Consider the following 15,008-nt stretch of genomic DNA (forward strand, 5'->3'; position numbering starts at 1 on the left):
GGACAGAGAACACACCAAATAAAATGAGATCTTTGTTGCAAATTTCCGCTTCACGGCAAAAGGATCGGTCGGTTCGCTCAAACAGCTTTTTCGCAAGAATATGACGAACACATGCTGTAGCCCTGAACGTCAGTTTTGTTTGCGAAGTAATCGTTGGATGGTATTTTATCCAATGTCCGCATTCATCCGGAAGCAGTAATTAAGAAAAACTTGTCGAAAGTCTCCTTCGCGGACTTGGCGGATGTTCGCAAAGAAGCAACTTCAGAATACAAACCTAATCGAAAACTTTTGGCTGCCGCCGCGTTTCTCCGGCATAGTGCAAAAAAATGACGTCAGGAGGTCAGAAATGCCTAGGATTAGCCGACGCGGATTTCTTAGATCAGGGCTTGCCGGTGCAACTGCCTTAACGCCACTCAGCACTGCGTTTGGACAGTCCGGTTCGCTCTCTGAATTGGGAACGGCAATCGTACCACTTCCTGAGGTGACGGTATATACGGCTAAGGAAATTGTTACACTTGATCCGGCAAGGCCCTCGGCTGACGCCGTCGCCGTCGTAGATGGCCGCATCCTTTTGGTTGGTAGTCTTGAAGACGTTGAAGGCATCCTGAAAGGGCAGCGCCATAAAGTCGATACAACATTTGCTGACCACGTCATTGTGCCTGGTTTTCTTGCCCAGCACGATCACCCGCTCTTGGCGGCTCTCACGATGTCTTCGGAAATCCTTTCGATTGAAGATTGGATTTTGCCCACGGGCACGATTCCTGCCGTAAAGGACAAAAAAGACTTCACCGACCGGCTAACAAAAGCAGTTGAACAACGCAGCGACCCATCTGAGCCAGTCGTTTCATGGGGGTATCACCCAGCATTTTATGGCCCGCTTACACGGGAGGATCTTGACGCCGTAAGTTCGACCCAACCAATACTGGTTTGGGCGCGGTCGTGTCATGAGATGATCCTGAACAGTGCCGCACTAGAAATGGGAAATGTCACGCAGGACGTCGTCAATGGGTTTGCAGCTACGGAGCAGGCACAGTCCAAATTTTCGGAGGGACGATTTTGGGAACAGGGATTGTTTGCGGTGCTGCCCTTCATCGCCTCAATTGCTGCAACCCCAGAGCGGTTGCAGTCCGGTTTGGAACTGGCTCGTGACTACATGCACACCAAGGGCATCACGTTTGGAAACGAACCCGGCGGCATTCTGGCCAAGCCGGTTCAGGACGGTATCAACGCGGTTATGTCCAGTCCTGACATGCCCTTCCGTTGGTCTTTCATGCCGGACGCCAAAACTTTGGTCGACACCTATTCCGATGATGCTCAGGTGATCGCCGAGACCGAAAAACTGGAAAGCTGGTATGGGGGCATGACCAGCCTAGCACCCAAGCAAGCCAAGCTGTTTGCGGATGGGGCAATCTACTCGTTGCTCATGCAAGTGCGCGATCCATATCTGGACGGCCACACAGGCGAATGGATGATGGACAAGAGCCTATTTGATAGAGCATTCCGCATTTACTGGGATGCTGGTTACCAAATTCATGTGCATGTGAACGGAGACGCTGGACTTGATCGCGTTCTGGACGCTCTTGAAATGAATCTGAGACGCAATCCGCGCTATGACCATCGGACCGTTCTGGTTCATTTCGCAGTCAGCGCGGAAGAACAGGTGCAGAGAATTTCGGAACTTGGAGCCATTGTCAGTGGCAATCCATACTACGTCACCGCCCTGTCAGACCAGTATTCCTTTGTCGGCCTCGGGCCAAACAGAGCGGATGCGATGGTACGTCTGGGCGATGTTTCAAGGGCGGGAATCTCCTGGTCATTGCATTCCGATATGCCAATGGCACCGGCCGACCCTCTTTTCCTGATGTGGTGTGCTGTAAACAGGGTGACCGCGTCAGGTCGCGTCGCGGGGCCGGATCAACGGGTCAGTGTAGAGGAAGCCCTTCGTGGAGTAACGATCGAAGCCGCTTACTCATTGAAACTTGAAAATGAGATCGGCAGCATCGAACCAGGTAAGCGTGCCAACTTTACTGTTCTCGACGACAACCCTCTTGCTGTGGACCCCGTGAAAATCAAAGATGTTAAAGTTTGGGGTACTGTGATGGAGGGGCAGGTTCTTCCTGTTGCGAAAGAAAATAGGAAAGCGTCGGTGACGCCTCCGATCGATGGAGTTGGCAACATAGATGCTGACTTTGCGCGAGCAACACTTGAGCATGCTCTCAAAGTTGTTCACACACATCTTTAGCATTTGTTTTTTCGTTATGAGTTTTAGGACGAGGTTGGTCGGCTTGGGCCTCGTTGCTGTCATCTGACTCTTTTTGTCGGATGACGGGGTCTCAGTGCTCAGCGGATATTGTGATGACAGATTCAACTTATATTGGCACCGTGATGCAAAGGCGGCAGGAAGATATTCCATGTCGCATCTGAACTAGTTCGACCACCAGTGCCTTAACCGCATCGAGCACCTGTTCCTGAAGCCGCTTGCCCGGCTGAAGGACTAGCGTCTTATTGCGCCCCACCATGACCGATGTGATAAACTGTTCCTGTCGGCAATCTGCATCGCCGCGACTGTCATCTTTTGGTCAGGAATCGAGACGCTAGACAGTATCGCCTTTGTTAATGAAGGCCGATTTAGATGATGGCAGCCCTAATGCTTCCAATCTCGACCTCTCTTTTGCGTTTAGACGAAGCAATCGCGGCAAGAACTATGGCCAAAGATTTTAGGTTGGTTCTTGCAGATGTTGAGGGCTCTCTGTCGTCTTCAATTGAACAAAGAAGCTCCCCCATGGCGCCACGAAACCCGTCGTTGAACCATTGTCCTTCGAGTGCAGGCCGCGCAATGCCATGCGCTGTCTCAAGTGTCACAGATTGCGTCGACAGATCCGACCCAACTGATGTCAGGCTACCGGTCCTACCTGCAACGTATGTTGTATCGCGAGGCCCATAGGGAACGCCCCCGTCAAAAACCAGGCTCGCTTGGCCGTGGTCCAAACGAACCAGCGCCTGCGACATCAGAGGCACTTTGTTGGCCTGGCCGCGTACAGATGTAGCGGTTGCAAAAACGCTTTCCGCCCTATCTCCGACAAGAGATGCAAGAAAGTCGAACCAATGCACGCCGAAATCGTAAAGTATCAGCTGGTCGATTTCGTCAAACGGGGTACCTGCAGTCCAGCTGTGATCCCAGTGAATTGAGATATGGGCCGACAGAACTTCACCGATTAATCCGGCTGAAACCGCCTCACGCATCCAGGACAGGTACGGGGCCCAACGACCGTTCTGGTTTACCGCTAGTTTAACGCCTTGATCATCCGCCAGCTTCACAAGGTCATTACCCAGATCGAGGTCGGTAACAAAAGGCTTCTGGCTGAGCACGTGTTTGCCCGATTGCAAGGCAGCCTTGATGATTGGCACACGATGTTCGGGGTGCAGCGTGACATCGACAACGTCGATCTCGCTATCGGCAAGAAGTGCCTCCCAGTCATCTTCGATGCGGGCAGACGGGCAGTATACAGCAGCTTTCTCCTCAGCCTTCACGCGCGTACGGTTCCAGATTGCGGCGACGTCCCAGCCTGCCGTTCGGTAGGCATCAAGATGGCTTGCAGAAATCCCGCCCGTACCAATAACCCCGATCCGGGGCTTATAGCGTCGAGGCATTGGTGGAAGATACTGCAAATCCGGCGCATCGCTATCGCGCAGCTGCGCAGATTTTAGTGCGTAATGGTCCGTATTGGCACTGTCTGCGGTCATGCGAGTAACGGAAGTGTTCGTTTTTCATGTGCCGAGCGGAGCGCGGTATCGACGATCCGTTGCGCTGTCAGGCAAAGTGCTGGATCCAGCGGCCCTTTGACCGGGATTTCTCTGGATATGCAGTCAAGGACGTACTCAATCGCATTTCGTTCACCCAACGGTAGCGCAGTCACTGGTATTTCGTGCCGGTCAGGTCGTGTGCGGGTTTGAACCGTTATGTGATCGGCATAATCGGGCGATGAAACGGTTCCATCTGTGCCCACAAAGACAAATCCGCATGTTGGTTGAGGTTGCGTTGTCCACGGGTCGGTGAAGGTGCCCCAGCGCGTTTCCATTTTTGAAAGCCCGGTTTCATAACGGCAAATGGCAATGGCATGTTGGTCGACTTCGATCCCCGGCGTCTCATCGACTGTGCATGTCACCTCAATTGGCTCCTTGCCCCCCAAAAACCAGGTTCCAAGCGTCGCTCCGTAGCCAAGGTAATCCAACAGTGACCCACCACCCGATGCCTGCTTATACCACCATGAGTTCAGTTTCTGACGCTTAACCTCGTCCGGGGTGACTTCGACCTTGTCGGCCAGATGGAACAGAGGCCCGCGATTCCCGTCATAGAAATGCACTTCGCGCAGGTCCCCGATCATCCCGTCATCAATCAACCGTTTGGCCGTCACATGGCTTTCGACCCATCGTAATGGCCAGTTGATGATCAACTGCTTGTCGGTTCTATTCATCGCAGTCATCATACGGCGCGCATCGTCAGCAGATGCAGCGAAGGGCTTTTCGACAAAAACATGCAGGTCGTAAGAGGCCAGACGTTCGGTATATTCCGCATGCTGAGCCGTTGCCACACAAAGAATAGCCATGTCGTAGGGTCCCGCAGCTATGCATGCGTCGAAATCGGTAAAGATCCGATCTTCGGGAATGCCGAATGTCGTTGCAGCAGCTTGCATCCTGTCCCGATCCGGATCGAATATCCCAGCGATTTCAGCGTTGGGATGATCGTGAACCATCCTAAGCAAATCACCCATATGCATGTGATCGAAACTGATGCCGACGATCCGGAATTTTGCCATTGGAAACCTCCCTTAGCGCGTGCCGGTAATTCTGACGTAGAGCGCGGTAACTGCGAGGATGATCAACCCAAACAGGGCCGTACGTGCACCTTCCGGCATCTGCATTAAGGTTAGCATAGTATCGAGTACACGCAGTATTAGCGCGCCCACAATCGCACCTGCGAAACTGCCACGACCTCCGAAGATTGATGTTCCGCCAATCACCGCAGCAGCGACAGAGGGTAACAATAAGGGGTTAGCAAGGCTCAGCGAGGTTTGGCGGATCATGCCGAGATAGAGCAAGCCAGCCAGCGCGGCGATCAAACTTGAAAGCACGTAGAGCCCCAGATAGACCTGCCAAGCTCGGACCCCGGACAGCTTAGCGGCCTGTTCATTGGAACCCAGGGCGAACAGCAGCCGACCAAATCCTGTATAGCGCGTGAGCCACAGGATAAAGAGGACAAACGGGATGAATACAAAAAGGCCGTTCGGCATACCGGCCGTACGGCCGGTTCCGAGCCAGGCAAGGAAGGCGGGAATTTCGGTGCCAGCATTGATGACGAGGCGTTGATAAACCTGCAGGCATCCGGTGGCGATTAACCCTGTTCCTAGGGTCATGATCAATGGATGGACCCGGACCAATCCCACGCCAATACCATTTACAACGCCCACAACTAGGCCAGCTGACAGCGCGATCAATACTGCAGGTGTCACGCCCCAAATTGCACTAAGTGTTGCGCAGACGAAGGCTGAAACAGTGGCAACTACCCCGACCGAGAGGTCAATTCCTGCAGTTAGCATTGTCAGCACCTGACAAGCCGCAAGCATCGCCAACGGAATCGCAAACTTGATCAGGTTGCCAACCCAAAAGGTTGAAATCAGCCCATCCCGACCTGCACGGAAAGGGGTGACGATACCCGGCCGCAATACTTCGAGCACAGTGATCATCAGGATAAGGAAAACCAATAGCGGGATGATCGGGTTGTCTCGCAGATAACGGCCAAAGCGGACCATCGGCGGATCTGTAGTGTCCATGCTCATCGGCGGGCTCCCTTTAATGAAGCCGCCGTGCCCAGCATAACGACGAGAACCATAATTGTGCCTTCGATAATCGTGGTCACGTTTGGATCGACGGCAAGCAATGTCAGGATCGTTCGAATTATCCGCAAAATCAACACCGCGATGATCGGCCCAAGCAAGCCGCCTTTGCCACCGCCCAGCACGACACCGCCCAGAACCACGGCCGCAACCGAGGCCATAAGATATGGCCCCGGAACCGGCTCTCCAATCCCGGTTAGCGCAGCGAGGCTTAGACCGCCCATGGCACAAAACAGCCCGCATAGTGCATAGGCCGTTATCTTTGTTCTTCCCACTGAAACGCCAGAGCGGAAGGCAGCAAGCTCGTCTGATCCGGTGGCGTAGATCGATAGTCCGAGTTTGGAGCGCCGGATTGGCATCCAGACTACAGCGATGCCCAAGGCAATGACAAGCAGTGCCTTGGGCAGCCCGGCGAATAGAAAGTGACCGCGTATTGCCTGTTCCAGCCAATCTGCAGTCGCGCCGCCCGGGGTCTCAAGGATCAACAGCGCGACGCCTTCCCAGACAAACAGCATGGCGAGTGTCACAACGATGTCAGGCACGCGCGTTACAACGATCAAAAGACCATTGATCAACCCCATCAAAAACCCGACCCCCAACACGATAAACAAGGCCGGTACACCGGCCATGCGCTCCATCAGAACGGCTGCAGTCACAGCACAGACCGCCATCATAGACGCAACAGACAGGTCGATACCGCCTACGATTACCACGATGGCCATTCCGGCGGTTGCGAAAGCAAAGGGCAGGGCGGCGCGGGCAATACTCTCCAGTCCGGACGCACCGAAAGTTGGCTGTATCAATTTTGTGATAGTCAAAAGGACCATGAGAAGAACCGCTAACCCCATGACCCATGCGTGTTTTCGGATGGCCACGCTCACGCCGCGCCCTCCGTCTCGGTCAGGCCATAGGCCGCACGCATCAGTGTTTGTTCATCCGCGTCAGCGGCATCAATCACATCAACCACGCGACCGTTGAAGATTACGACCGCGCGGTCACAGGCAAGTGGGATTTCTTCCAACTCGGACGTGTAGAATAGAACCGCCGCTCCTTGATCTGCCAACTCACGGACAAGCGGGTAAATCTGGCGTTTTGTGCGCACATCGATGCCACGGGTCGGATCGAATAGAAGCAGGGTTTCGACACCAGTCGCCAGCCAGCGACCAATGGTGACTTTCTGTTGGTTGCCACCTGAAAGCCTTTGCACCTCGCCCTGCGCGCGTGTGTCGATCTGCAGCTTCTCGACCGCATAAGCGACCCGATCGCGCTCATGCCGCAATTTTATTGGCCCCCAGTTCTTGAGCCGGGCTGAAAATGGCAGAGCGATGTTTTCTTTAACTGACCTTTGCGCCAGCAGAGCGTCTGAACGATCGCCCGGAACGAAGGTTATCCCGACTGCAATGGCGTCGGCGGGGTGGGCGAAGTTTACGGGCTTTCCATCAACTTCCATCGATCCTGAAGATGGGCGATCAAAGCCCGCCAGAACCTCAAACAGTTCATCTTGCCCCTGACCCTCAAGCGCGACCACGCCTAGGACCTCGCCGGGGAATAAGTCGAACGAAACATCCGAAAAACTGGGCTCAAAAGCCAGCGACTTAATGCTCAGGCGCGGTGTCTTAGCCCGTGGTTCATTTGCTTGAAGGATCTGACGTGTTCCAATGTCAATCTTCTGACCTAGCATCAATTCGACCACGCGTTCTTCTACGCCGGGTTCAATGTCAAGATCTCCGACAGACATGCCATCCCGCAACACAGTGGCCCGATCGCACAGTTCCGAAATCTCGGTGAAACGGTGAGAAACATAGATCACACCCATCCCGTCATTTGCTTTGCGCCTTACGGTCTTCAATACGCGTTCAACCAAATCCGTCGGCAGCGCTGCGGTCATTTCGTCCAGCAAGAGGACATCAGGTTCAACGGCCAAAGCGCGTGCCAGATCGAGGATGCGCAGCGTAGCAAGTGGCAGGTCGCCAATCATTGCCGATAGTTTCAGGCCTTCGATGCCAAGTTCTTTAACCCAGTTTTCAAACTGATCGACAGGTGTGTCTGTCAGCCGAAGATTGTCGGATACGTCGAGATCAGGAATGAGTGAGGGTTCTTGATAAACCGGCACCAAACCGGAACGGCGCGCCTCGGCGGGGCTTCCGACAAACGCTTGTTTGCCTCTGATCAATACCTGTCCAGCGTCGGGTTTAAGGGCACCGGTAATGATCTTGACGAAAGTGGACTTGCCAGCACCATTTGCGCCCATCAGGGCGACGATCTCGCCTTCGGCAACCGTGAGGTGCGCATTGGTCAACGCACGTACGGCGCCAAAAATTTTGGCCACGTCAGACGCGTCGAGAAGTGGTGTGCTGCTCATGAAAGTCCTTGAATGCCGAGTGGGTTGGATTTGCCTTCCGCCCAGCTAAAGGCGGAAGGCCAGTCAATTCGGATCATCCCTCGCCGGGTCCCTTACAGTCGATGATTTGTTCCATCGTGTAGTCGGTCCAACCGGGAACGGTCACTGAGACGGGCCACTCTGGGTCAAGGTTAGGATTCTGAGCCGCTGTGATTGTTTCACGGCCTGCGTCAGTTGCATTCTCCCAAAGCACAGGATCTACAAGAACGGTTTTGTTCTCAGGTGCGTTGCCGTTCAGAATGTCAACAGCCAGAGCAATGCCTGCGCCGCCAACTGAGCCAGGATTTGTCACTGCCGCGCCGTTCAATCCCTCAACCTCGGTCAAGTATTGGACAAATCCTGCGTTGTCTGCGCCGACGATCGGAACCAGGGGAGCGCCGGATTCAGTGAAAGCGTCGACGATTACATTGTCGATACCGCTGGTCCAGACACCGTCAAACGGGATTCCGGTGGCCAGGTAATCGAAGATCTGTTGCTTGCCCTGATCCTGCTGCCAGCCGGTGAAAACCTCGTGCACCACATTGATATCGGAGTGTTCAGCTAATGCTCGTTTGAAGCCGTTGTCGCGGTCAGTATCGGCTGAGACGCCAGCAATGCCTCGCATGTAGACAACGTCACCTTTGCCACCGAGCTGTTCAAATAACCATTTTGCACCGAGGTAGGCGTATTCTTCCTGATTGTTCGAAAGAATGTAGGCACCTTCAGCCGAAACGCCGGCATCCACGGCAACAACGACGATATCTTGCGCCATTGCTTTTTCCAGTGCTGAATTCAAAGCATCCGGGTTGGAGGGGTTCAGGACAATTGCGTCAACGCCTGCTTCGATGAGGTTGTTGATGTCTTCCAGTTGCCCGGCTGAATCGGTGTTGCGATGCGCGACGATCAGGTTTGTCACATCGGCTTCGACCAGAGCTTGGGCACGCATGGCGCAAATCATCTGTTCGCGCCAGCCATTACCTTGAACGGTATTGGACACTCCGATTGTGTATTGCTTGTGCCCGTCAGCCATCGCCACAGTTGAAAGAGACGCTGAAACTGCAAGAGCAGCAACACCATAAAGTAGGTTCTTCATTTTATCTTCCTCCCAGATTTAGTCATTTCAAATTTGATAGTTTCTTCACTTGATGAATGGTGACAGGACATCCCGGGCTAGCAGAAAACCCCGCTTGACCTTTTCGTCAGTCCCTTCAAACAATCTGTCTTCATGTTCGATAATGATCGGACCGTCGTATCCGACGCGGTACAGACCGGAAAAGAAATCGGACCAGTCCACATCACCCAGCCCGCAAAGCCGCGGGATCTGCCACCCCATTCCAGTCGACATCACCCCGTTTTCATAAAGTCCATCCTGATCGACCATCACGTCCTTGGCATGGACATGAGCCATGTGAGGGCCGAATTCCTTGATGAAACGTGTTTGATCGATGAATTGCCAAATCAAATGCGAGGGGTCGAAATTCATGCCGACCGCGTCACCCCATTTCTCAAAAATCCGTCGCCAGATTCTTGGTGAGTAGGCGATGTTGTGCCCCCCGGGCCATTCGTCATAGCTGAAGATCATCGGGCAGTTCTCAAAGCACAGACGCACACCAGAGTTTTGAGCGTGCTTCACGATCGGATCGAAAATTTCGGTGGCACGCTCCCAGTTCGCGTCGAGATGCAGAGTGCGATCTCCGCCGACGAATGTGTTGACAACTTTGATGCCCATCACGCCAGCGGCTGTGATTACCTTGTTAAGATGCCCAATGACTTCGGCCCGGTGCTCTGCATCGGCGTGGAGCGGGTTGGGATAGTACCCCAGACCCGAAATCTCGATACCCTGATCGCCGAGCTGCCCAACAATTTCAGTGCCCTGACCCGCAGAAAGGCCATCGACGTTGATGTGGCTGGTTCCCGCATAGCGCCGTTGTTCGCCACCTGACGATGGCCAGCAGGCGACCTCCATCGCCGAAAACCCATTGGAACCGGCCCAGGCCGCCACCTCAGTCAATTGAGAGTTTTCGAATGGGGCAGTCAGTAAGCCCAGTTTCATGTCATCGCCCTCAAATCTCGCTCAAATCGACCCAGCGGCTCTCACTCGCCGATTTCACGACGGCATCGCAGAACTGCATCTCGTAATGGCCATCCTCAAATGTGGCCCATGTGCTGCCTTGTTGCCGCCCACCTGCGATGACGTCGGCATAGACCGCCCGGAAAAAGTTGAAGAATGAATCTGCGAACCCTTCGACATGCCCGGGCGGCAATGTGGCGGCTGCGACCCCCGGACCGTTCATCAAGGTGAAGTCACGCATCAGGGTCTGGTTGGGCGCGTCACGATGCCCAATGAACAGGTGGTCGGGTGTTTCGCTGTCCCAAGCCACACTGGCATTTGCTCCGGCGATGTCCCATTGCAATGAGTTCTTTCGGCCCATGTTCACCTGAGATGTGCTCATCACGGCCCGCGCGCCGTTCTCATATCGGATAAGGATCATGGCAGCATCGTCGGTATCGATGTGCACAGTCTCGGTTTCGCCGGTTCCGCTGGTAAATGTCTCAACCGGGCCGAGGGGTTTCTGGCGTTCTGGGATGAAGGTTGTCAGCTCGGCAAGGACGGAGGTTGCTTTCAACCCGGTGACGAAGCTGGTCAGGTCAACCCAGTGCGTTCCGATGTCACCAACTGATCGCAGCGCGCCGCCCATTTCGCTTTCTAGCCGCCAGTTCCAGTCGCTAGGTTTGGCCAGCCAGTCCTGGTGGTAGTGCCCGGTAACAAAACGGATATCACCCAGATCCCCGGCCATGACCATGCCTCGGGCTTGTTGGTTCAGCGGATAAAAGCGAATATTGTAACAAACCGCTGCAATCTTGCCAGAAGCGTTGGCAAGGTCGACCATTTCGGCGCTTTCAGCGGATGTCATTGCAAGGGGTTTCTCGCAGATGACGTGTTTGCCCGCAGCCAGGATCGATTTCACCTGCGGATAATGTGCGTGATTAGGGGTCGTTACATGTACGACATCGACACTTTTATCCTCCAATAAGTCGTCCAGTGTGTTAAAGGCGCGTGGAACGCTCATTTCGCGCGCCCGTTCTCGGCCACGCTCTGGCGATGATCCAAGAAGACCTCTTACATCTACACCCAGACGCCGAAGGGCCTGAACATGCACCGTTCCTATGAATCCGGTCCCGATCACCGCAGCGCGGATTTTTGCGATGTCACTCACTGTGCGCTCCTGTCAAACAACCGAATACCCTCCGTCCACGATCACGCAGGCACCTGTCACAAAGGCTGCCGCATCGGATGCGAGAAACAAGGCTGTTCCAGCGATGTCTTCGGGATGACCCCAACGTGCCAATGGAGTGCGGTCTTCGATAGCAGTTGTGAAAATAGAATCTTCTCGAGCCCGGGCAGATTGCTCTGTCACGACAAACCCAGGCGCGATTGCATTCACCCGAATACCATCCTTGGCCCACGCAATCGCCAATGATTTCGTCAGTTGTTCTACACCGGCCTTTGACGCGCCATAGGCTGGGTTTCGTGGCGAACCAAAGCGCGCATACATTGAGGCCACATTGATGACGCGGCCTTTTGCGCCCGAAAGGGCAGGGTGCAGCGCTTCGGCGCAGCGAAAAGACCCTGTTAGATTTACGTCCAACACGTGGGAGAAGAATTCGGGCGCCATTTCCTTGCCACGCTGTGTGACCGCAGCGCAATTGACTAAAACGTCAATATGGTCGCGTGTGCTTGCGAAATTGTAGACTTCGTCGGTGTCGGTCACATCCAGTTGAATGTAGTCAAACCGGGCGGCGTCCTCTTCGACGCATTGCGGTTCCACACCGGTAATCTCCACTGTGGCACCCGAGTCCTGGAATTCTCTTGCAATAGCGGCACCAATGCCGGCTCGACTGGCGCCGATCACCAGGACCTTTGCCCCGGCAAAGTCGAATGTGACCTTCGAAACCATCAAAGAACCCGGCTTTTGTTGCGTTTGAATTCAGATGCCATCAGTTTCCCTCGTTTGGTGAAATCGTTACTGCAATCGATTACATTTTGAGAAAAACCCACTTTCCAAAAGGTGTAATCGATTACATAATCGGCATCACATGAGATTCGAGTCAAGCCAGAAATCGACTGCCAAGCAATGAGCAAGATACCCAAACCCGCCACTATACAGGACGTCGCACGTGTTTCGCAGGTGTCGACAGCCACTGTAAGTCGTGTTCTGTCCAATCCCGATCTGGTGTCAAAATCAACACGTGGTGCTGTTTTGGATGCTATTCGCGAGACGGGATATCGTGTTAATCAAGCTGCCCGAAACCTGCGGATGAAAAGGGCGGGGGCGGTACTGATCCTGGTTCCCAACCTCGGCAAACCTTTCTATTCGGGCATACTTGCCGGTATCAGCGAAGGGTTTGCGGGCTCGGACTATGCAGTTCTGATCGCCGATACCGAAAGTAATCCGCTGCAGGAAGAAACTCTTGCCGGGTACTTTCGGGACGGCCGGATAGATGGCGCAATCTCTTTGGATGGTGGCATTCCTTCGTCCGCGCTTCAGCAATGCGTCACATACGGCGCGGGCGACCGCATAGTATTTTTGTGTGAGTGGGTGGAAGGCGAGGCCTTTCCAGTGATTTCCAGCGACAACGCCGAAGGTGCGCGGTTGGCGATCAGGCACCTGAATGATTTGGGTCACAAAAAGATCGCGCATGTTACCGGTCCCGACGGGAATGTTCTGACGACCGCTCGGCGTGAGGGTGTGGTCGAAGAACGGACGCGCTTGGGGCTTCCGGCGCGGCCTGAGTGGATCATCAGGGGTGACTTCTCGCTGGAGTCCGGACATGAGGCCGCCAGACGAATACTCGAGATGGATGAGCGCCCAACGGCGGTGTTCTGCGCCGCGGATATGGTTGCTTTTGGATTGATTTCCGGGCTGGTCGCGGGTGGGTTGAGGGTTCCCGGTGATATTTCGGTTGTTGGTTTCGACGACATCGAAATGTCTGGGTCTTACGTTCCCGCGCTGACAACAATCCGACAGGACCGGCACCAACTGGGGCGCCGTGCGGCTGAGGTTTTGCTGGGCCAATTGGCGAACACTGGCAAATCGCTCTCAATGAAATCAGCGCTTCCCGTAGAGCTTGTAACGCGGGCGAGCTCTGCACCGCCCAATTAGCGAAGTCAAAATTCAGGCGCCTTTGCTATAGTCAACGAAGACGCGCGTGACGCGCTGTGAGCGATGGAGAAAGGGGAAATGAGTAAGTCGACCACACCCATTGGCTCTGAACTCACTGTTCGAGATTACTCCCTGACTGGTGCGAATACGCGTCAAGCGATAGAAAACGGTCTGTCGGCCGCAGAGTGGTACCACAGCGATGTTCCTCGTAAGAAGTTGAAATCGCTTATGAAGCGCAGGGATGCGCCGGCCATTCGTGACACAGTAATTTGGATCGCTCTGCACTTTGTTCTTGCGGCTGGTGGTCTGTACTTCTGGGGCAGCTGGCTTTGCGTGCCTTTCTGGTTTGCATACGGCGTCGTATATGGTTCTGCCTGCGACAGCCGTTGGCACGAATGCGGACACGGAACAGCCTTTCGAACCCGCTGGATGAACGACGTCGTGTACCACATCGCGTCCTTCCAGATCATGCGAAACCCGGTCAACTGGCGCTGGAGCCACGCACGGCATCACACAGATACACTCATTGTTGGCCGCGATCCGGAAATAGCGTGGATGCACCCGATCAGCCTCGTCCTGAAAGCGCTTGCGTTTGTGGGGATTGTTGAAACGTGGACTTCGCTCATAGTTCTGAGGCGAAATGCGATGGGAAACTTGTCGCAGGAAGAGCGGGATTACATTCCGGAAATCCAATGGTCCAAGGCGGTCTTTTGGGCGCAAGTTCACATTGCGATCTACACCGCTGTATTGCTGATTTCATTTGTATTATTTGTCTTTGGTGCGGCATGGATATCCCTGATCCCCATACTCTTGATAGGTGGGCCGCGGGTCTATGGTTGCTGGCATTTCGTAATGACGGGACTGCTTCAGCATGGAGGGCTTGCGGAGAATGTTCTTGATCACCGTTTGAATTCCCGAACGCTCTATATGAACCCGATCAGCCGATGGGTATACTGGAACATGAATTACCACATCGAACATCATATGTTCCCGATGGTTCCATACTATTCTCTTCCAGCGCTTCATGAACTGATCAAGGATGATCTGCCGCCGCCGAACACTTCGATTTGGGATGGCTACAGGGAAATGATGGGCTCCATCATGAAGCAGCGAGTAGATCCGAACCATGCCATTCGAAAGTCGCTCCCGCCGACGGCCCGCCCATATCGGGAACATTTGCACTTGGCAATTCCGGAGAGAAACACGGGTTTAGAAATCAGTGATCAAGGAGGAACGTAATGCCTTGGGTTGACGCATGCGCCGTAGACGATGTTGAGGAAGAAGATCTCATTCGTTGGGATCACGACGGTAGAACCTACGTGATTGTTCGTAGTTTGGACAATGAGTTCTATTGCGCCGATGGTCTCTGTACACACGAACAAGTGCACTTGTCGGACGGGTTGGTGATGGAAAATGAGATAGAGTGCCCCAAGCATAATGGGCTATTCGACTATCGCACGGGCAAAGCTTTGAGGGCGCCCGTATGTGAAGATCTCCGCACCTACGAAACCCGAGTAGGAAATGGTCGCATCATGGTATTGGTAGAATGATTTATTGGGTTAGGAGTGG

The 15,008-nt window shown here is 54.1% G+C and carries 13 protein-coding genes and 1 pseudogene; 5 read left to right on the plus strand and 9 right to left on the minus strand.

The genetic code is table 11. From position 1 onward, the window contains the following. Positions 1-346 precede the first annotated feature (346 nt). Together DK510_RS09780 and DK510_RS23285 are read left to right on the plus strand one after the other, a co-directional pair. Positions 347-2,242: an amidohydrolase gene (locus DK510_RS09780; protein WP_109312174.1), complete on the plus strand. Its 1,896-nt coding sequence runs from the start codon at positions 347-349 to the stop codon at positions 2,240-2,242. Positions 2,243-2,447: 205 nt separating this feature from the next. Further along, a pseudogene (locus DK510_RS23285) lies at positions 2,448-2,636 on the plus strand (hypothetical protein); the annotation flags it as partial. Here the strand turns inward: DK510_RS23285 and DK510_RS09785 are convergent. The 9 genes from DK510_RS09785 to DK510_RS09825 form a co-directional block, all read right to left on the minus strand. Then, a complete protein-coding gene (locus DK510_RS09785; protein WP_109311918.1) occupies positions 2,629-3,744 on the minus strand; it encodes a Gfo/Idh/MocA family protein in 1,116 nt (371 codons plus the stop codon). The pseudogene DK510_RS23285 and the gene DK510_RS09785 overlap by 8 nt on opposite strands. Beyond that, complete coding sequence (locus DK510_RS09790) at positions 3,741-4,817, minus strand: Gfo/Idh/MocA family protein (protein WP_109311919.1); 1,077 nt, start codon at positions 4,815-4,817, stop codon at positions 3,741-3,743. The genes DK510_RS09785 and DK510_RS09790 overlap by 4 nt, the downstream gene beginning before the upstream one ends. A gap of 12 nt (positions 4,818-4,829) precedes the next feature. Next, positions 4,830-5,837, minus strand: a complete 1,008-nt coding sequence (locus DK510_RS09795; RefSeq protein WP_109311920.1) for an ABC transporter permease — start codon at positions 5,835-5,837, stop codon at positions 4,830-4,832. Next, positions 5,834-6,775 (minus strand): ABC transporter permease, encoded by a 942-nt coding sequence (locus tag DK510_RS09800; RefSeq protein WP_109311921.1) that lies wholly within the window; start codon positions 6,773-6,775, stop codon positions 5,834-5,836. The genes DK510_RS09795 and DK510_RS09800 overlap by 4 nt, the downstream gene beginning before the upstream one ends. Next, complete coding sequence (locus DK510_RS09805) at positions 6,772-8,256, minus strand: sugar ABC transporter ATP-binding protein (protein WP_109311922.1); 1,485 nt, start codon at positions 8,254-8,256, stop codon at positions 6,772-6,774. The genes DK510_RS09800 and DK510_RS09805 overlap by 4 nt, the downstream gene beginning before the upstream one ends. Before the next feature lie 73 nt (positions 8,257-8,329). Further along, positions 8,330-9,367, minus strand: coding sequence for an ABC transporter substrate-binding protein (locus DK510_RS09810; RefSeq protein ID WP_109311923.1), 1,038 nt, complete (start codon positions 9,365-9,367; stop codon positions 8,330-8,332). A 45-nt stretch (positions 9,368-9,412) separates the two neighbouring features. Then, the gene (locus DK510_RS09815) at positions 9,413-10,327 is read right to left on the minus strand and encodes a sugar phosphate isomerase/epimerase (RefSeq protein WP_109311924.1); all 915 of its coding nucleotides are present in this window, start codon (positions 10,325-10,327) and stop codon (positions 9,413-9,415) included. Positions 10,328-10,337: 10 nt separating this feature from the next. Next, positions 10,338-11,492, minus strand: coding sequence for a Gfo/Idh/MocA family protein (locus DK510_RS09820; protein WP_109311925.1), 1,155 nt, complete (start codon positions 11,490-11,492; stop codon positions 10,338-10,340). Between the two features lie 12 nt (positions 11,493-11,504). Continuing rightward, positions 11,505-12,233, minus strand: coding sequence for an SDR family NAD(P)-dependent oxidoreductase (locus DK510_RS09825; protein ID WP_109311926.1), 729 nt, complete (start codon positions 12,231-12,233; stop codon positions 11,505-11,507). Between the two features lie 177 nt (positions 12,234-12,410). On the opposite strand from DK510_RS09825, the gene DK510_RS09835 reads away from it, so the two are divergent. The 3 genes from DK510_RS09835 to DK510_RS09845 all read left to right on the plus strand — a co-directional run bounded on the left by DK510_RS09835 (position 12,411) and on the right by DK510_RS09845 (position 14,989). Next, the gene (locus DK510_RS09835) at positions 12,411-13,439 is read left to right on the plus strand and encodes a LacI family DNA-binding transcriptional regulator (RefSeq protein ID WP_109311928.1); all 1,029 of its coding nucleotides are present in this window, start codon (positions 12,411-12,413) and stop codon (positions 13,437-13,439) included. Between the two features lie 63 nt (positions 13,440-13,502). Further along, positions 13,503-14,678 (plus strand): fatty acid desaturase family protein, encoded by a 1,176-nt coding sequence (locus tag DK510_RS09840; protein ID WP_234999015.1) that lies wholly within the window; start codon positions 13,503-13,505, stop codon positions 14,676-14,678. Continuing rightward, on the plus strand, positions 14,678-14,989 hold the full coding sequence (locus DK510_RS09845; RefSeq protein WP_109311930.1) for a MocE family 2Fe-2S type ferredoxin: 312 nt from the start codon (positions 14,678-14,680) through the stop codon (positions 14,987-14,989). Before DK510_RS09840 ends, DK510_RS09845 begins: the two co-directional genes overlap by 1 nt. Positions 14,990-15,008: the final 19 nt, after the last annotated feature.

The sequence above is a fragment of the Ruegeria sp. AU67 genome (assembly GCF_900312795.1).
GTDB classification, from domain to species: domain Bacteria; phylum Pseudomonadota; class Alphaproteobacteria; order Rhodobacterales; family Rhodobacteraceae; genus Ruegeria; species Ruegeria atlantica.

Coding starts and splice junctions, on each gene's coding strand:
- DK510_RS09780 (WP_109312174.1), top strand. CDS start 347: ATGCCTAGGATTAGCCGACGCGGATTTCTTAGATCAGGGCTTGCCGGT.
- DK510_RS09785 (WP_109311918.1), bottom strand. CDS start 3,744: ATGACCGCAGACAGTGCCAATACGGACCATTACGCACTAAAATCTGCG.
- DK510_RS09790 (WP_109311919.1), bottom strand. CDS start 4,817: ATGGCAAAATTCCGGATCGTCGGCATCAGTTTCGATCACATGCATATG.
- DK510_RS09795 (WP_109311920.1), bottom strand. CDS start 5,837: ATGAGCATGGACACTACAGATCCGCCGATGGTCCGCTTTGGCCGTTAT.
- DK510_RS09805 (WP_109311922.1), bottom strand. CDS start 8,256: ATGAGCAGCACACCACTTCTCGACGCGTCTGACGTGGCCAAAATTTTT.
- DK510_RS09810 (WP_109311923.1), bottom strand. CDS start 9,367: ATGAAGAACCTACTTTATGGTGTTGCTGCTCTTGCAGTTTCAGCGTCT.
- DK510_RS09815 (WP_109311924.1), bottom strand. CDS start 10,327: ATGAAACTGGGCTTACTGACTGCCCCATTCGAAAACTCTCAATTGACT.
- DK510_RS09825 (WP_109311926.1), bottom strand. CDS start 12,233: ATGGTTTCGAAGGTCACATTCGACTTTGCCGGGGCAAAGGTCCTGGTG.
- DK510_RS09835 (WP_109311928.1), top strand. CDS start 12,411: ATGAGCAAGATACCCAAACCCGCCACTATACAGGACGTCGCACGTGTT.
- DK510_RS09840 (WP_234999015.1), top strand. CDS start 13,503: ATGGAGAAAGGGGAAATGAGTAAGTCGACCACACCCATTGGCTCTGAA.
- DK510_RS09845 (WP_109311930.1), top strand. CDS start 14,678: ATGCCTTGGGTTGACGCATGCGCCGTAGACGATGTTGAGGAAGAAGAT.